This is a genomic window from Zavarzinella sp., assembly GCA_041399155.1.
Taxonomy (GTDB): Bacteria; Planctomycetota; Planctomycetia; order Gemmatales; family Gemmataceae; genus JAWKTI01.
In genome coordinates, this window is sequence record JAWKTI010000001.1 from 2136130 (window position 1) to 2152093 (window position 15964).

The 15964-nt window shown below is 49.1% G+C and carries 12 protein-coding genes and 1 pseudogene; 2 read left to right on the forward strand and 11 right to left on the reverse strand.

All coding sequences use genetic code 11. The annotated features are described in order from the left end of the window. Window position 1: 1 nt before the first annotated feature. The 5 genes and pseudogenes from R3B84_08840 to R3B84_08860 form a co-directional block, all read right to left on the reverse strand. A pseudogene (locus R3B84_08840) lies at window positions 2-1018 on the reverse strand (S46 family peptidase). Further along, complete coding sequence (locus tag R3B84_08845) at window positions 963-2060, reverse strand: S46 family peptidase (protein ID MEZ6140663.1); 1098 nt, start codon at window positions 2058-2060, stop codon at window positions 963-965. The pseudogene R3B84_08840 and the gene R3B84_08845 overlap by 56 nt, the downstream one beginning before the upstream one ends. Window positions 2061-2103: 43 nt before the next feature. Continuing rightward, window positions 2104-2889, reverse strand: coding sequence for a hypothetical protein (locus R3B84_08850; GenBank protein ID MEZ6140664.1), 786 nt, complete (start codon window positions 2887-2889; stop codon window positions 2104-2106). Beyond that, window positions 2886-4196: a DUF1501 domain-containing protein gene (locus tag R3B84_08855; GenBank protein ID MEZ6140665.1), complete on the reverse strand. Its 1311-nt coding sequence runs from the start codon at window positions 4194-4196 to the stop codon at window positions 2886-2888. The genes R3B84_08850 and R3B84_08855 overlap by 4 nt, the downstream gene beginning before the upstream one ends. Window positions 4197-4211: 15 nt before the next feature. Continuing rightward, window positions 4212-6422: a DUF1553 domain-containing protein gene (locus tag R3B84_08860; protein ID MEZ6140666.1), complete on the reverse strand. Its 2211-nt coding sequence runs from the start codon at window positions 6420-6422 to the stop codon at window positions 4212-4214. A 178-nt stretch (window positions 6423-6600) separates the two neighbouring features. Between R3B84_08860 and R3B84_08865 the strand changes: the two genes are divergently transcribed. After that, window positions 6601-7419 (forward strand): hypothetical protein, encoded by an 819-nt coding sequence (locus R3B84_08865; GenBank protein ID MEZ6140667.1) that lies wholly within the window; start codon window positions 6601-6603, stop codon window positions 7417-7419. 29 nt (window positions 7420-7448) lie between these two features. Next, window positions 7449-8069, forward strand: a complete 621-nt coding sequence (locus tag R3B84_08870; GenBank protein MEZ6140668.1) for a Fe(2+)-trafficking protein — start codon at window positions 7449-7451, stop codon at window positions 8067-8069. Between the two features lie 9 nt (window positions 8070-8078). Here the strand turns inward: R3B84_08870 and aroE are convergent, their stop codons facing one another. The 6 genes from aroE to R3B84_08900 all read right to left on the reverse strand — a co-directional run bounded on the left by aroE (window position 8079) and on the right by R3B84_08900 (window position 15625). Then, on the reverse strand, window positions 8079-9608 hold the full coding sequence (gene aroE / locus R3B84_08875; protein ID MEZ6140669.1) for a shikimate dehydrogenase: 1530 nt from the start codon (window positions 9606-9608) through the stop codon (window positions 8079-8081). Window positions 9609-9705: 97 nt separating this feature from the next. Beyond that, window positions 9706-10842 carry a glycosyltransferase family 2 protein gene (locus tag R3B84_08880; protein MEZ6140670.1) on the reverse strand — a complete coding sequence of 379 codons (1137 nt, stop codon included), beginning with the start codon at window positions 10840-10842 and terminating at the stop codon, window positions 9706-9708. A gap of 32 nt (window positions 10843-10874) precedes the next feature. After that, window positions 10875-11660, reverse strand: coding sequence for a lysophospholipid acyltransferase family protein (locus tag R3B84_08885; GenBank protein MEZ6140671.1), 786 nt, complete (start codon window positions 11658-11660; stop codon window positions 10875-10877). Then, complete coding sequence (gene crtI, locus R3B84_08890; GenBank protein ID MEZ6140672.1) at window positions 11657-13219, reverse strand: phytoene desaturase family protein; 1563 nt, start codon at window positions 13217-13219, stop codon at window positions 11657-11659. Before crtI (R3B84_08890) ends, R3B84_08885 begins: the two co-directional genes overlap by 4 nt. Beyond that, window positions 13216-14781, reverse strand: a complete 1566-nt coding sequence (gene crtI / locus R3B84_08895; GenBank protein MEZ6140673.1) for a phytoene desaturase family protein — start codon at window positions 14779-14781, stop codon at window positions 13216-13218. Before crtI (R3B84_08895) ends, crtI (R3B84_08890) begins: the two co-directional genes overlap by 4 nt. A gap of 61 nt (window positions 14782-14842) precedes the next feature. Continuing rightward, the gene (locus R3B84_08900) at window positions 14843-15625 is read right to left on the reverse strand and encodes a PIG-L family deacetylase (GenBank protein MEZ6140674.1); all 783 of its coding nucleotides are present in this window, start codon (window positions 15623-15625) and stop codon (window positions 14843-14845) included. Window positions 15626-15964: the final 339 nt, after the last annotated feature.

Genomic DNA, 15964 nt, shown 5'->3' on the forward strand with positions numbered 1-15964 from the left:
GTTATTTCCCATCCAGTTCCTGAATCAACTTCGGGCAATCGTAAAGAGTTTTCAACGACTGGTAAATCCCTTTCGCATGCACGGAAATATGGCGGGCCTGAAATTCGGTGTATACAAAATTACGCACTAGTCCAAAGCGGTTACGATCGAAATTGATGCCGATGAACTCACCCGCACGGTTTAATACCGGACTACCGCTGTTACCACCAATCGTGTCGGAAGTGGCTGCAAAGTTGAAAGGAACTGCCAAATCCAGCTTTGCCTTGCCATCTAACCAGCGTTTGGGAAGATCAAATGGCTCTCGTGCCTGCAGCAATTCAGATCGTTCAAATGTACCACCAAAGGTAGTGCACCATGGAACCTGCTTTCCTTCTGCTTCGTAGCCTTTCACCACACCAAAGGCCAATCGTAGTGTAAAAGTGGCATCAGGTGCAACACGATCTCCCAGCACTTCAAAACGCAATTTTGCCAATACACCATAAGCCTGACGTTCCGGCTCTTCAACCTGCTCTTCGAACTGTTTTCGCAACGCACGTGCAGAGGGATCAATTTGCAACGCCAGTTTAATAAACGGATCTTCCGAAGACTGAATTGCAGCCGCCCCACCCTCGGCAAGTGCTTTTCTCACTGCAACATCGTGAAGCTTGGTTGTCAGTAATCTATCTGCCAGTGGACCCGGCGATTCCTTGCCAAAAACCTCCTGAACCAGGTTATGATCTGCATGAAGTTGCTCCGCCATGAAGCACAAGGAAGTATGCAGTTTGATTCGTTCTACTTCCGGATGAATCGGAGCTGGCGAAAAAAGTTGGTATTTCAATGATTCCAGGTTGGAATCGCGATATTCCCGCAAACGCTCACCATTGGGCTTGGCAGTTTCAGATGACATACGAACCAAGTGGCGGGCAATTGTCATGTATTCTGATGTAAACGCATGCGATCCTTCCAGAAAAAGGTACTGCTTCTCAAAAGTTGCTAATTTTTCCTGACAGGCTGCCACCGTGGCCATTGCCTGATCCCATTCCTGCTGCTTGGCAGGGGGATAATTGCTGGCGGATCGCCAGTTCTGCCGCCTTTTTTGTTGCTAAAGTATTTGGATCCAACAAACCATGGTACTGACCAGTGAACGCTTTTCTGGAGTTTGCGGCACGCCGAAGATCGTTGCTTGCCTGACGGGCTGCCTCGGGCCCACTGGCAGAGTGCTGGATCAGTACCGCTTCCAGGGCTCGCAAGCGGGCTAAGGTATAAGGCAACGTAACATCTCGTCGATGAATCAACTTGGCCAATGTTTCTAGCCGATTGGTGGTGCCTGGGTGACCAGTAACGAAAACCAGATCGCCTTCTTTGCACCCTTCCGGATTGAATTTCAACCAGTGTTCGAGAACCACAGGTCGGTCGTTTTCGTAGGCACGAAAAAAGGTGATATCCAGATTGAATCTAGGGAATTCGAAGTTGTCCACATCCCCACCAAACGCAGCGATTTGATTTTCTGGAGCGAATACCAGGCGAATATCGGTGTACTTCTTGTAACGGTACAGGTGATACGCACCACCATTGAACAGAGTGACAACATCGCTTCGAAAGCCGGTTTTTTCTAAAGATTCTTTCTCAATCAGCGACATTTCTGCTCGTCGCGCTGCATTAGCTTCTGCAGCGCTGAATTCGGTAGCAACAGCACCGTTTACTCGCTTGGTGACATCTTCGATACTTTGCAGCACATTGAGTTCCAGATCCGGGCATTTCAATTCTTCTGCAGCTGTGCTGGCATAGTATCCAGCTGCTAACAGATTACGTTCTGCGGTGCTTAATTTTTGCAGTGCGTCTGAAGCGACATGGTGATTGGTGATAATCAAACCGTTTTTCGATATAAAACTGCCGGAACCACCGTTATTAAATCGAATACTGCTGCGCTGAGCATTGTTGAGCCAGGTATCAGTAAGTTCAAACTGGTATTTTTCACTTAGTAACTTCTTTGGTGGGGAATTGAACAGCCACATCCCCTCATCTGAAAATGCTGTCAACGAACACACCCCCAACCAGCCAAATATGACAAAAAGTTTCATGTTGCTTGCTCACCAGGCAGAAAAATAACCTTCAGCCTTCAACTTATTCGGACTTGTCTGTTGTTGCCAGCAGAAACTGGTAGACAAACATGTCGGCACCAAAGTCATTCAGGTCAATGATGCTGAAAAAATAGTCTCCCGCAATTTTCGGAATCCATTTCATTTCCGGATCGGTGGCAGCCCGAGAAGATTGGAGAATTTTAATAATTTGGCCTTTGGCATCATAAATGGTGATTTGTGCGGCCAACGGCGAACCTGTTTGTGCTGCGCTCAGCTTCAGGAAAACGGCTTGATTTGCTTCTAAAGTCGCTTGAAAGACATCGACATCTTTCGGGGACTGGATTTTTCCACGGATTGACTGATTGAGTTCAATTTTCATTGCCGAGCGGAAGCTGCCATTCGATTCTTTTTCAGGAATTGCTGGTTCTTCCGCAACCAGAACATTACAGGATTTCCCCGCAACGTCACCATTGCGAAAACTAATCGGGACCAGTGACTGCGGGCATTCTGCATGAATGGTCACTTCTACGGTGATTTCGGTATCACCCACCATTGCGGGTGTCAGTGGGTTGTTTGGAGTTTTCTTTTGTGCTTTTCCGATAATCATTGCCCGCGATTTTGGTTCGTGAATGGTCACGGAAGTGGCTTGATCGAGGTTCAAGCCGCGAATAACCAGTTTCGTAGTCTTCCCAGGTGGTGCCTGAATCGTCAGGCAATTCATGGCATCAGGTACTTTTTTCTGCTCAGCCGGTTTTTCCTGGCCACACGTGGGAAAAACAAGTCCCAAACAAGCCAGGCTAACCTCAAAGACGCACCAGGAACGCATCATGCGAACAGTTCCTTGATTGTTTCACCCTTATCCAAGATTTCAAGCGGGCGACCATCTGGTGTCAACAGTTGCGTTGCGGGGTCAATTCCCAGACTTGTCAACATCGTGTGAGCAACGTCCGCAGGGGCGACTGGTCGACGATTGGCAAATGCTCCCAGTTTATCCGTAGAGCCAATCACAGAGCCACCTTGTACTCCCCCACCTGCAAACAGCATCGAAGCTGCTGGGCCCCAATGGTCGCGGCCAGCGTCTTTGTTAATTTTTGGCGAACGACCAAATTCACCCATCACAACGACCAGAGTGCTGTCTAACAAGCCGGTTTCAGAAAGTTGGGTGATTAATGCCGACAATCCCTGATCAAATTCAGGTAACTTTTTGTTTAAACCTTCAAAAATTTTGCCGTGGTGGTCCCACCCGCCGTAATTGATGGTAACGAAAGTGACACCCGCACCTACAAGGCGTTTTGCCAGCAGGCACGACTGCCCAAAAGTGGTGCGTCCATATCGATCCCGCACTTTTGCTGGTTCGGCTTCCATATCAAAGGCGCGTTTCGCTTCGCCAGACAGCACCATCTGCAATGCACGCTGCTGAAATTCGTCGTATGTGGCTAGTTGATCGTTTCCTTGTACCTGGTCTGCCAAGCGATCAATGGAATCGAGCAACCGAAACTTGCGATCTGCCGCACTGGTGCCAGACTTTTCCGCCACCGCAACATCCTGAACGCGGTAGTTGGCCTGATTCGGATCGCCCGCACGGAAAGATTCGTAACGTCCACCCAGATAAGCACTTCGGCCTAATTCCCATGTGAAGGAGGGGTTCTTTGGAATCGAAACATACGGTGGCAAGGTGGTGCGGAAGCCCATTTCGTGAGCAACCACCGCACCGATTGCGGGGTAATCGCCAAAAGCTGATCCAAAACGACCAGACATCACCCAGTTCGTTGCAGTTTCGTGATGATCGTTATTGTGGGAGCCCGATCGAATCAACGCAATTTTGTCCATGGTCTGGGCCAGCAATGGCAGTTTTTCACTGATTTCGAGACCTGGGACATTGGTTTTGATTGGCGAATACTCTCCCTTGACTTCTGCTGGTGCTTCCGGCTTGGGATCGAAGCTATCGTGGTGCGACAGTCCCCCACCCAGATAAACCAGAATAATGCTCTTCGCCTTGGCATGAGCATCCACTTTCCCGGCTTTTTTGGCCTGCAACAAACCTGGCAGTGATAAACCTAAACCGGCAACGGCACCCACCTGCAAAAACTGGCGTCTGGTGCGGGCACTGGAAGGAATAAATGATGATATATTCATATTACTACATGCCAATTAATGATTAAAAGTAAACTCTTTTGAATTGATCAGCGCCCACAGTAAGTCGCGATAGACCTCTGTAGATGACGATGCATTCTGTAATTCCTGCTCAATTAATTTCCACTCTTGCGAAGTGGGAATCCGCGAGATCGTTCGCAAAGATAACTGCTTGATAATCTCATACTTTTCTAATTTTTGCTTTGCAAGCACTTCAATAGTGCCAGTGGGGGAGTGAATTTTCTGCAGCAGGCTGTCGCCGTTCTGCAAATGCAGCAATTGTGGCAACGTTACCTCGCCGGAACGTTCGCAGGCACAGGCAGAAACCCGGTCTGATCTGCCAAACATGCTTAGAAAATACGATTTCATTGAAGAATCCGGCATTTGCACCGCTCGGATGCCTTCGGGATAACCTTCGAATCGATCAGGACTACTGGTAGCCTGGTTAATTGCATCGAGGAGCACCTCGGCAGGTAAGCGCCGGATGTAATAGTGGGAATAAAATTGTTGATCCGAGGCATTTTCCGGCATCGTGCTGCTGGAAAGCTGATACGTGGTCGATGTCATGATCCGTTTGATCAGATGCTTGAAGCTGAAGTTTGATTTCACGAATTCATCAGATAAATAATCCCACAATTCAGGATTCGTGGGAGGGTTGGTGGCACGCAGATCATCGACAGGTTCAACCAGTCCACTGCCAAGAAAATGCTGCCAGATCCTGTTGGCCATGGCACCCGAAAACAGTTTGTTTTCTTTACTGGTGATCCAGTTGACCAACACTTCACGTGGGTCGCCACCAGGGGGAATGTCAGCAGGCTGACGATCAAGGTTCTGTGGGGCTAGAAATTTGCCGGTTCTTGGCTGGTTCAGCCCCACGCGGGCCAGTTTTTTACTGGGATCGTTACTGGTGATGATTAATTCAGTATCACCAACGTCCCACTTTTTGCGGTTCAGTTTGACGCGGGAGAAAAAAGCGGCAAAGTGGTAGAAATCATCCTGAGTGTATTTTTCCAGTGGATGGTTGTGGCATTGTGCACAGCCGATCCGTGTGCCCAAAAAGGCTTGTGCAACCGACTGTGCCACATCGGACTTTTCAACCTGCCGTTGTTCACCAACAGTGACGATGTAGTAGCCCACGCCAGGATTTTCGCGACTATTCCCTTTTGCCAACAACACATTGCGGGCAATTTCGTTCCAGCCTCGTTCTGCAGCAACTTGCTCGCGAACCCAGGCGTGAAATTCACGCACTCCTCGAACACCACGGACATCGTGGTCTCGTTCCACCCTATTCTGCAACAAGTCGCACAGTTTCAGGGTCCAGTAGTCGACAAATTCAGACCGGTGCAATAGTTGATCAATCAACAATTCACGCTTGTTGGGCACGCGACTGGCAACAAAATCGGTCACTTCATCCGAGGTAGGTAAAATACCCGCCGCATCCAGAAACGCACGTCGAATAAAAGTGGCATCATCACAAACGCTGGCAGGTGGGATCTGCATTCGCTGCAACTGGCTGAAAACCATTTTATCAATCGGATGTGAGACCACTGGAAAACGAGCATCCGCTAGCACACGTGCATCAGGTATGGTAAAATTCTGTACGGCAACTTCCGTCAAAAAGGCAGCCCTGATAGAAGTTGCACCAGTTCGGGAAGCAGAAATTTCGCCATTTTCACTGACTGAAACGACTGCACCGTCGTTGGAATCAAACCGGGTCAGCCAGGTAACATCCTGGGTGGTACGATCTGAAAAGTGGGCAATCGCCCGTAATTGCTGCTTTTCACCCACTTTCAGGAGGTGTTTCCCTACCTGGAGTTCCAGTTTCACAATGGTGGGGTCTTCTGTTTGTGGTTTTGTGGCACCACTTTTCAACCACGAAAGCAGGGTTTGATATTCCCGACTATCAGTTTCCAGCAATTTCCCACCTTCGTGGGGTGCATGGCCGGTAATTTTTTGTAACAGGATGCTTCGCTCTGGCACGCTCAGATCTACACGTCTCGAGCCAAACTCTCTCACAATGCTCTCATAATCCTGTTCTGGTGCGTACCCACGCAGGGAAAGCCGAAAGCCGTTCTGTCCCGCGCCTTTACCGTGGCAACTACCCTGATTACACCCAAGCCGGGTGAGCAGTGGTACCACTTCGTTCAGAAATGATGGTGCTGCCAGCACACCAGAAGCAATCAGGTGCCACGTCAGGAATACAGCAGAAAATCGAAAAAAATGAGTCATTTCGACACTTTTTGGTGGGTGATTCATCCATCACACGGTGGGTATAAAGAATTGTACACTGGATTACGCACCGACGCAACCATTTTTCGGAATGGTGTAGAAGCAATTTGGACTAGCGTTTTTACCAGAAATTTCGACAATAGGCTGAACAGGATGTTTGAATAACTGGAGATTACAAATGACTTCGAACTTATTGTTAATGGCAGCCCTCACCTTGGTGCCGCAACAGCCAGGCACATTGACCCTGGAAAATGCCCGCCTGACTTATGGAGAAGTGGGCTCGGTGCGTACAGAAACCAAGTTTCTACCAGGCGATGTCTTTTTTCTCTCGTTTGACATGAAAGGAATCAAAATCGATGATGAAGGCCAGGCAGCCTACACCATTGGCATGCAGGTTCTCGATCCCACTGGCAAAGAAACATATAAGAGCGGGCCGGAACAACAAAACGCTTTCTTACCACTTGGCGGCGGTACGTTGCCAGCCCGAGCATTTGTGAGCATTGGTTTCGACCAACCCCCGGGTATCTACACTTGCAAGGTAACTGTAACAGACATTCTTGCTAAATCGGCCCCCAAATTATTGGAACAACAATTTGAGGTGCTGCCAAAAAGTTTTGGTATTGTTCAGGTTTATACCACTACTGACCTGGAAGGGAAAAATCCCGCCCCACTGACCGGGGTGGCGGGTCAGACGATGTTTATCCACTTTGTCATCATTGGCTTCGATCGCGATGCAACCAAAAAACAGCCCAATGTAACGCTGACTATGCGGATTTTCGACAAAGACAGCAAAGTGACACTGCCGAAGCCAGTAACAAAAAATATTCCCGATGCCCGTGAAGGTGCAGTCGACGAGAAAAGTATTGGCGTTCCTATGCGGTTAATGCTGCCACTTAGCCGTGAAGGTGGTTATTTGGTGGAATTGGCATCTACTGATAACCTAACGGGTAAGAAGTCGGTGGTTTACTTGCCAGTGCGGGTATTCCCACCTAAATAATGTGAAGTTTTTCTCATTAAAAGAGTTTCATGAAATCGATCGAAGAGCGAATTGCACAGTTTCAAAATATGGTTCGGGAAAATCCCGACGATGATGTTGCACATTTCCGGTTGTCTCAATTACTTGCAGAAGCGGGACAACACGAAGCGGCTGCCGAGGCGTTTGCTGCCACCATCGCGATCAGTCCACAATTTTCTAAAGCGTTTCAACTGTACGGGGAATCTTTAAAACAGTTGGGCAAAATACCTGAAGCGGTTGAAATCTGGACACGTGGTTGGGAAATTGCCAATGAACGTGGGGATAAAATCCCACGTGATGCAATGGCGGCGGCTCTGAAAGCCTGTGGTGCCCCTGTGCCAGAAACAGCCGAAGTGGTTGTTCAGGACGGTCCTGACACTGGTTTTCGCTGCCAGCGACCGGGCTGTGGTGCTGGAAAGCGTGCCCGCCAATTAAAGCGCCCACCAATTCCGGATGCTCTGCACCAGCGAATCTTCGAAACGATCTGCCAGGACTGCTGGGATGGCTGGTTGGCTTACAGCGTTAAGTTGATTAATGAATTGCGTCTCGATCTGAGTTCTGAATATGCCCAAGGCGAATACGACCGCCACCAGAATGAATATTTTGGCTTTGAAACTGTCGAAGAAAAATAAGCCGCTGGTTTATTCAGCCTCCTCATCAGTATGTCTCAGTGGGGAAAGTGCCCGCCGGAAGCATTCCCGCATATCATCCAACGGCACATCAATATTCGTAAATTTCTGAAATTGCATTGCTGCCTGGCGGACAAACATTTCCACACCCGTAATGATCTGGCAACCACGGTTGCGGGCATCTTTGATCAATAGTGTATTTTCCGGGTTGTAAATGGTATCGAATACCACCATCCCTGGCTTTAGGTAGCTGGAATGTACGGGAGATTCATCCAGATTCGGATGCATACCCACGGGGGTACAATTGATAACAACATCACAAGCGAAGCTGTGGCGTAAGTGCCACTCAACCGCTTTCCCCTGCACTTCGTTGGCTAATTGCTGGCTGTTGGAGTAGGTTCTGCTGGTAATGTAAATCTGGTTGATTCCTGCCCGACGCAGGCCATATGCAATCGCGCGAGCGGCTCCACCTGCACCGAGGATAATTGCAGAAGAGTTACCCAATTCGATCGTCGCTCCGTTTTCGTCTTTCGGTGCCGCCTGTTTCAAACATGCCATTGCGGCATCATAATCTGTATTACAACCCGAAAATCCGTCTGCCGTGCGTACCAGAGTGTTTAAGGCATTCGTTTCCTGTGAGTGTTCATCCAGCGATTTTGCAAAAGCCATCGCCGCGTTTTTATGTGGAATTGTAACACTGTAGCCGTCCACGGGCAGTTCCTGGTAAGCAGGGATCATTTCGGCTAATTGCCCCCGCCCCACACGAAAAGGAACATACAGACCGTTGAATTTGTGTTTACGAAACATCGAATTGTGCAGAATCGGGCTGAAACTGTGCGAAACTGGATCGCCAAGCAAACCAAAGATTTTGGTATCCTGATTCACGCCATTGATCTGGTAGATCTGCTTTAATTCTGCCAGAGAAAGCAAGCCAGGTGCAATATTCCTCTCGCTGTTGAATGCACAGTACATGAATGGCGCCCCACAAACGAGTGCAATCATCCGGCTTGGCAGACCATATTCACCCATACAATGCCCCACCGTGGGCTTTTTCTGTTCCTTAATCAATTTTAATATTCGCAGCGAATCGTTCGGATGATTTGCCATCGTCACAATCTTCAGGACATCCGCATCCTGTTTCAGCATTTTCTCATAAATCTCTTCCAGGTTGGCAGGGGTTTCCTGAAAATTATGGTAACTGACAATTCGCTTTACATCCCGAAAACGACGGATTTCGTCTGCAATTTCCGTTTCCAGATCAATCCAGTCAACACCAGAAACAATTGCAGAGCGCAAAAGAGCCTGGCGCTGTTCTTCGCTTCCCGCAAACCGGCCGCCATCTTTCACTTTTCGCAGGGTGAAGACCCACGGACACTGCTTTTTTTCAAATAATCGCTTGAAATCAACCGCTTTGGAAAAATAATCGAGCCTGACTTCGATAAACCTGGCCCCCGCTTTGTAGGCTTCGTCCAATTCTACCTGAACCATCTTGTGCCGAGTGCGGGCAATCACAACGCAGACACGGGCTAATTCGGGGCTCATTTCAAGCGTCCTCCCACTAATCACTTCCGATGTTACTGGCATGCAAGTGTTGGATTGTTGCTAGAGTGGCAGTACAATGCAGACAAAATCCATCTACTTAGAAAGAAGCATGCTGTTGAATAGAAGGATATGAACGGCCTTTCCATCCGGCAGGTTTCCCCAGCAGAAATCGGATAAAAGAATACCACTGCAAAGCAAGCAGCAACGTAATCCCCACAGGATGAAGGAGAACGGTCAACCAGCTTTGCTGATAGCGGATTGCAGCATCAATTCGCATGTAAATCGAACAGGCACACGCTGCAAGAATCAGCCAACGTGCCAGTGGCTCGAGGGAATCCCAGGCCAGCAGAAAGACAAACGGCAAAATATGCCCCAGTGTCAGCATTAACGTGAATGGCACAATCAGGCTGGGTGCTGCCATCCCTTCGGTGGCGTTTTTAGCCAACCCCAGCCATACCTGCTGATTGGTGCGGTACATCCGGCACGAGGCAATGTCTGTGGCATCGACAAGATCTGTGTGAAAACCTGCCCTGCGAAACAATCTTGGCAATTTAATCCCATCGTGTAACGTGGTACGAATTGCCGCATGTCCACCTGCAGCAAAATAAGCCTGACGTTCCACCAGAAATAATTGCCCACACCCGGCTCCAAAACCAGGCCTGCGACTCCGCTTCATGCCGAACATCGGCAAGTAACCCAAAAGCATCAAATGAATCAGGGGAATCAATAGACGTTCAAATAATGTCCCTGTAATCTGTCGTGGGATACCACTAATCAATTGACTATTTGATTTCTGCATCGAATCAGACAGGACCCGCAATCCGTGGGGTTCCAGCCGCACATCAGCATCCAGAAAGGCGAACAGATCGTACCTGGCATGTTGAGCAAGGACATAACACGCATGTTGCTTGCCACACCATCCTTCGGGTAACGGTGGGGCAGAAAACAGACGTACACGGGGATCTTTTGCAGCAATTTCTTCGACGATTGCCGCTGTGCGATCCTGCGAATGATCATCCAACACCACAATATCTACATCGACATGCTTTGAATTGCAGGCAGCAAACACGGCAGCTTCAATAGAGGCTTCTTCATTGCGTGCGGGTATCAATACTGAAATTTTCGGCGAATCTCCAGGCATCAACTTTGGACGCCGATAGTAAAACTGGTTCCAAAGGTAGATCAACAGTGGCACGACAGCAAATGCCAACAGCACCGCAGCGAAAACAGTCATCAATGAAACCACCGTTCCTCCAATAACCTTCACTATTGCGGTTGAGCGTGGTGCAGATTCGCTGGCTTCCCACGAAACCAGCTTTTTGCACGTCGCCAAAGATCGTAGACACCACCTACACCTGCTTTTCCACGCAGCAAGTCTTCAAACATTTCTGCATCGCGGCTTTGGGCTTCCAGTGCCAACTGATCCATGTTAGATTCCATTGCACGTTCGATGGCTGCGGTCGATTCTGCTACCGAAAATGCAGACATCTCTGCAATTGGTAACGCGCTTCCGATACGGATCAGGGCTTCCGGTGTGCTTTCATCCCAGAACGGATACTCCAGGGCTACTGGCACGATCCAGCCATTTGTCAGTCGATTTGCCAGCGCACCGATCCCGTGTTGAAGTTGAACAGGGCGGACCCGAACATCCACAAACTGACCCTGTGGTGTTATCCACAGGGCACCAAACGGATCTTGAAAAATTCGTTCGGTGGTACGCAGAAACTGGGCTGCCCCACGTGGGCCCTTATCCAGGCCGAATAGCCCCAGCTTGCGAAAGATCCGGTACTTCTCCAGCATCGCCGCCTCGATTGGGGCATAATGTCGATATGTTGGAAGTTGCCCGGATAGTATAAAGCCAAAAATCACATCCCACCAACTGGGGTGGTTCAAAGCAAAAACAACTGGCTCCCCATTCGTTTCAGGCAAGGGCTGGCTGGTTCTTGACAGCCGCACTCGATGAAACTTTTTCCGCGCATATCTCCGACAGTACCAGCGAAACCACTTCACAAGGTTGGGTGATATTGTCGGTGGTTGCATCAACTTGCTCATGCACTGGCCACTTGCATATCCTTTGGTTTCCCCACGGCTTTCTGGTAATCCTGATCCAGCACATCTGCAGCAATCCAGCCACTCATCAATGCCATTGGCATACCAGGTCCCGGGTGGGCAGACCCACCTGCTAGATACAGACCTGCAAGATCTGGACTGCGATTCGCTGGTTTAAAGGCACCGAACCACTTCCCATGACTTGCCAGGCCGTAAATTGCACCATTGAGCACGTGATAACGATCGTTGATATCCTGTGGGGTCAAAGCGGATTCAAAGGCAATACGTTCTTCAATATCTTCCATACCTGCAGTGGTTTTCAGTTTATTCAGAATCTTCTGCCGATATTCCGGAAACATTGTCTTCCACTGGTGGTGCGGACGAAGATAAGGCGTGTGCACCAGCACATACAACGCATCACCCCCAGGTGGGGCAACAGCGGGCTCTGTCTGAGCGGGAGAGCAAACGTAAGCAGTCAGATCGTCTGCTGGGTCCCCACGCTCATAAATTGAAGCGAACTCGGTGTGGGGGTCGTTGGAAAAGACAAAATTATGGTGCAGAATATGGTCGTACTTTTTCTTCAAGCCAAGATACAACACCACGCCGGAACAGGCGGCTTCGTAACCACGACGTTTTTGAAAAGACTTTGAAGGTTTGCCTGTCGCTGCCAGCATTTCCTTGTGGGTGCGAACCGTATCGCAATTCGAAACTACTGCATCGAAGCTGATCGATTCCCCACTTTCAGTGACTACGCCTGTAACTTTACGGCTACGATCATCTGTTACGATTTCTCGTACCGCACACTGGTTGCGCAACGTGACGCCAAGTTCTTCTGCCAGCTTTGTTAATGCAGTCGGCACTGCACGGGTGCCAAGCATGGGATACCAAACACCTTCGTTTGTCTGCATCGTGGCAATACCACATAATACCGCAGGAGATGCCTCTGGAGATGAACCAACATACTGGGTAAAGTGGTCGAGCATTTGTGCTACACGCGGTTCTGGCACAAACTTGCGAACGGTATCAGCAACCGATTTTCCCATCCGCATCGCCAGCACATCACCCAGGACTTTAGTCTGGAAGGTGGTTTTCCATTCAAAGATATCGCGCATGCCACCAACTGATTTCCAGAAAAAAAACTGGTCGCTGACTTTCTTCATCCGTTCAGAAAACTGCAGGAATCGTTGGTATCCAGGCAGCAGATCCTTTTCGGGAGCAAAACGCTTGAACTCGTTTGCCATCGCCTGCATTTCCGAATGCAGATCCAGAATTGATCCGTCAGTATAAAAGCAGCGCCACTGGGGATCAAGGCGAACCAATTCCATGTAGTCGCCAAGGTTTTTCCCAGCTTCACCAAAGATCCGTTCCAGTACACCAGGAATCGTCAGGATGGTGGGGCCCATATCGAAACGAAAACCTTGTGCATCCAATTGTGCCGCCTTGCCACCGAACCAGGGATTGCGTTCAAACAATGTCACCTGATGCCCGCGTGCGGCCAGCACACATGCCGACGCCAGGCCACCCAGGCCCCCACCGATAATTCCTATACGAGAACCACTCATCCCACGGCATCCTTCAACAACATGTGGTCGTTGTTCAATTCATCAGTTTCATTTTCTTCCAGCCAGTCCGTTTTCATTCCACGGTCCTGCAACATCAGGCGGGCAGTAATCCTGGCCGATTCATAAATCACTGGCAAACCACTACCCGGGTGGGTGCCACCACCAACAAGATAAACCGATTGCAAATCTTCAAATCGGTTTCTTGGCCTTAAGTGTAACATCTGCTTCAGGTTATGGGCAAGATTGAATGTGGCACCATGGTGCACTTCGTACGCAACATCCCAATCCTGTGGGGTAACAATTTTTTCGTACCGAATCCTGTTTTGCAGATCCTTAATCCCCACTTTCTGCATTTGTTCCATCAGGTTATTGCGGAAGGCAGTGGTTTCTGCCTGCCAGTTCACCCCCGCACGCAGGTTGGGAACGGGTGCCAGCACATAAAGCGTACTCTTCCCTTCCGGCGCCAGGGTGCTGTCGGTTACTGATGCATTCTGAACATAAAACGAACAGTCTTTCGTCAGTCTGCCCGCATCGATGTCTGCCAGATTCTCTTCATACTTTGCTGATGTATAAATGGTGTGGTGATCGAGTTGGTCGTAACAACCATCAATCCCAAGGTACATCATGAATGTGGAACAGGAATACTTTTTCTTAGCAATAGAACGTTCTTTCCAGCGTTTTCGCAAGTGGTCTGGCACCAGACGGTGCATCATCCGGCTGAAATCACCATTGATCACTAGATCGTTCGTGGCATAACTGCCACTGGATGTAGTTACCCCAACTGCCTTATTCCCTTCCCAAAGAATCTGCTCAACCGATTCGCCACAGGAGATTTCTACACCCATATCTTCTGCAAGGCTGGCCATTGCTTCTGAAACAGCACTACACCCACCGATCGGATGGTGCACGCCATATTCATACTCAAGAAAAGACAAAATCGTAAATAAGCTGGGGCATTGAAACGGCGACATCCCCAGGTACTTCGATTGAAATGAAAAAGCTAGTCGCGTGCGAGGGTCCTGAAAATACCTGCGTAAATCACCTTCAACAGATGCCCATGGTCGCAGGATCGGCAGCAGCTTGATTAAATCCCACGAGAGCAGATCAGTCCACTTCAAAAACGGGCGTTCCAGCGCGGGGCGAAAACTAGCAAGTTTGTGCCGATTTTCTGACATGTATCTTTGAAGGTTAGCCGCATCAGCAGGTGCCATCGTTGCAAGTTCTTCGGCCATCCTGGTGATGTCGGAGGAACAGCGTAGTTCCCCACCTTCGCCAAAGACAAGACGGTATTGTGGGTCCAGCCGCACCATTGGAACTTCTGCACGCAGATTGCGGCCGATGCGGCGATAGATTCTTTCCAGTACTAACGGATAGAGGAAAAAGGTGGGGCCAAGGTCAAAGCGAAAGCCATCTGCTTCAATAGCAGAACATCGACCACCTACCCGTGGCAGGCGTTCGAAAATACGCACCTTCAAGCCTGCGTGGGCGAGCAACAATGCTGCCGCAAGCCCACCAGGACCGGCACCGATGATAATTGCATCGTATTTGACTTTCTTATCCATCAACAAAGAACCCTGCGAAGTAATGTGACATTTTTAGTCGAAGTGAAATCGTTTCGACCACTCAACCAGTGGGCAAATGATCTTTTCCTGGAATCTGTACTGGTGCGGGACCAGAATGCCCACCCATCACCAGTTGAAATGGGTCTGCGGTGCCAATCGGGTGGGGCAATGCAAACATTTCGCCGTAGCGAAAGCCACATCGCGCACCGTGATACGCAGCCTGACCTGTGAGAAAATGCTTGACACGTTCAAAACGCGCGGGATCAAACTGCGATTCATACGCCTGTACCGCAGCAAGTTTCTGGTCGAAAGTATCACTGATATCGACCACAAACGTGGAGTGCCACATTCGTTGCTCCCCATCAAACGCAAAAGGTGCGTAGATCAGATGGGGCACACGGTAAGGCTCTGTGTCTGCAAAACGATCATCCCACTTGGTTAACTGGGAATAGAAACGGGATGCTTCAGCTAGCATGTGAGCCTGATGATGATCCGGCGATGCAGCAGGCGTGCGGCCCGCGATTGTCATTACTATTTTTGGGCGATACTTTCGCAGTTCGGTGGCCAGCACGAAACGATATTCTGGAGTATCCATCAGAATGCGGTTGGGCATATTCAAATTGATCCGTAAAGGAACGCCCAGCAATGTTCGCGCTTTTTCAGCTTCCAGTTGGCGCTGGGCTTCACTACCACGTGGGGTGGGTTCCCCACTCGTCAAATCGATGATCCCAACGCGATAGCCTAGCTGGACCATTTTTGCCAAGGTGCCACCGCACGTAATTTCCAGGTCGTCCGGGTGGGGTGCCACCGCTATCAGGTCAAAGGATTCTGTTGCTGCATCCATGAAACTACCCACGCTGTCTCGTGTTGTATAACTTAGGAAAATTATCGAAGAAGACACGTGAACAGTTCGATTACGTGTACTGCACCTGCGTGCCCAGGACTATTTCCCATCTGAACTATATAACAAATATGTTATATTATCATCACTATGAAATTACGTCCACATATATTAATATATCCTTGTCACTGAATGACCTGTTCAATTTTTTGGAAGAAATCGATAAAATTTGTCAAAAATAAATTACATAAGTAACTAATTTAAAAGAATTTAAAACTATTTATAACTTTTTTCGAATATCGGGAAAAATCGCAATCACCCCCCATCAAATCATTGCTGGAT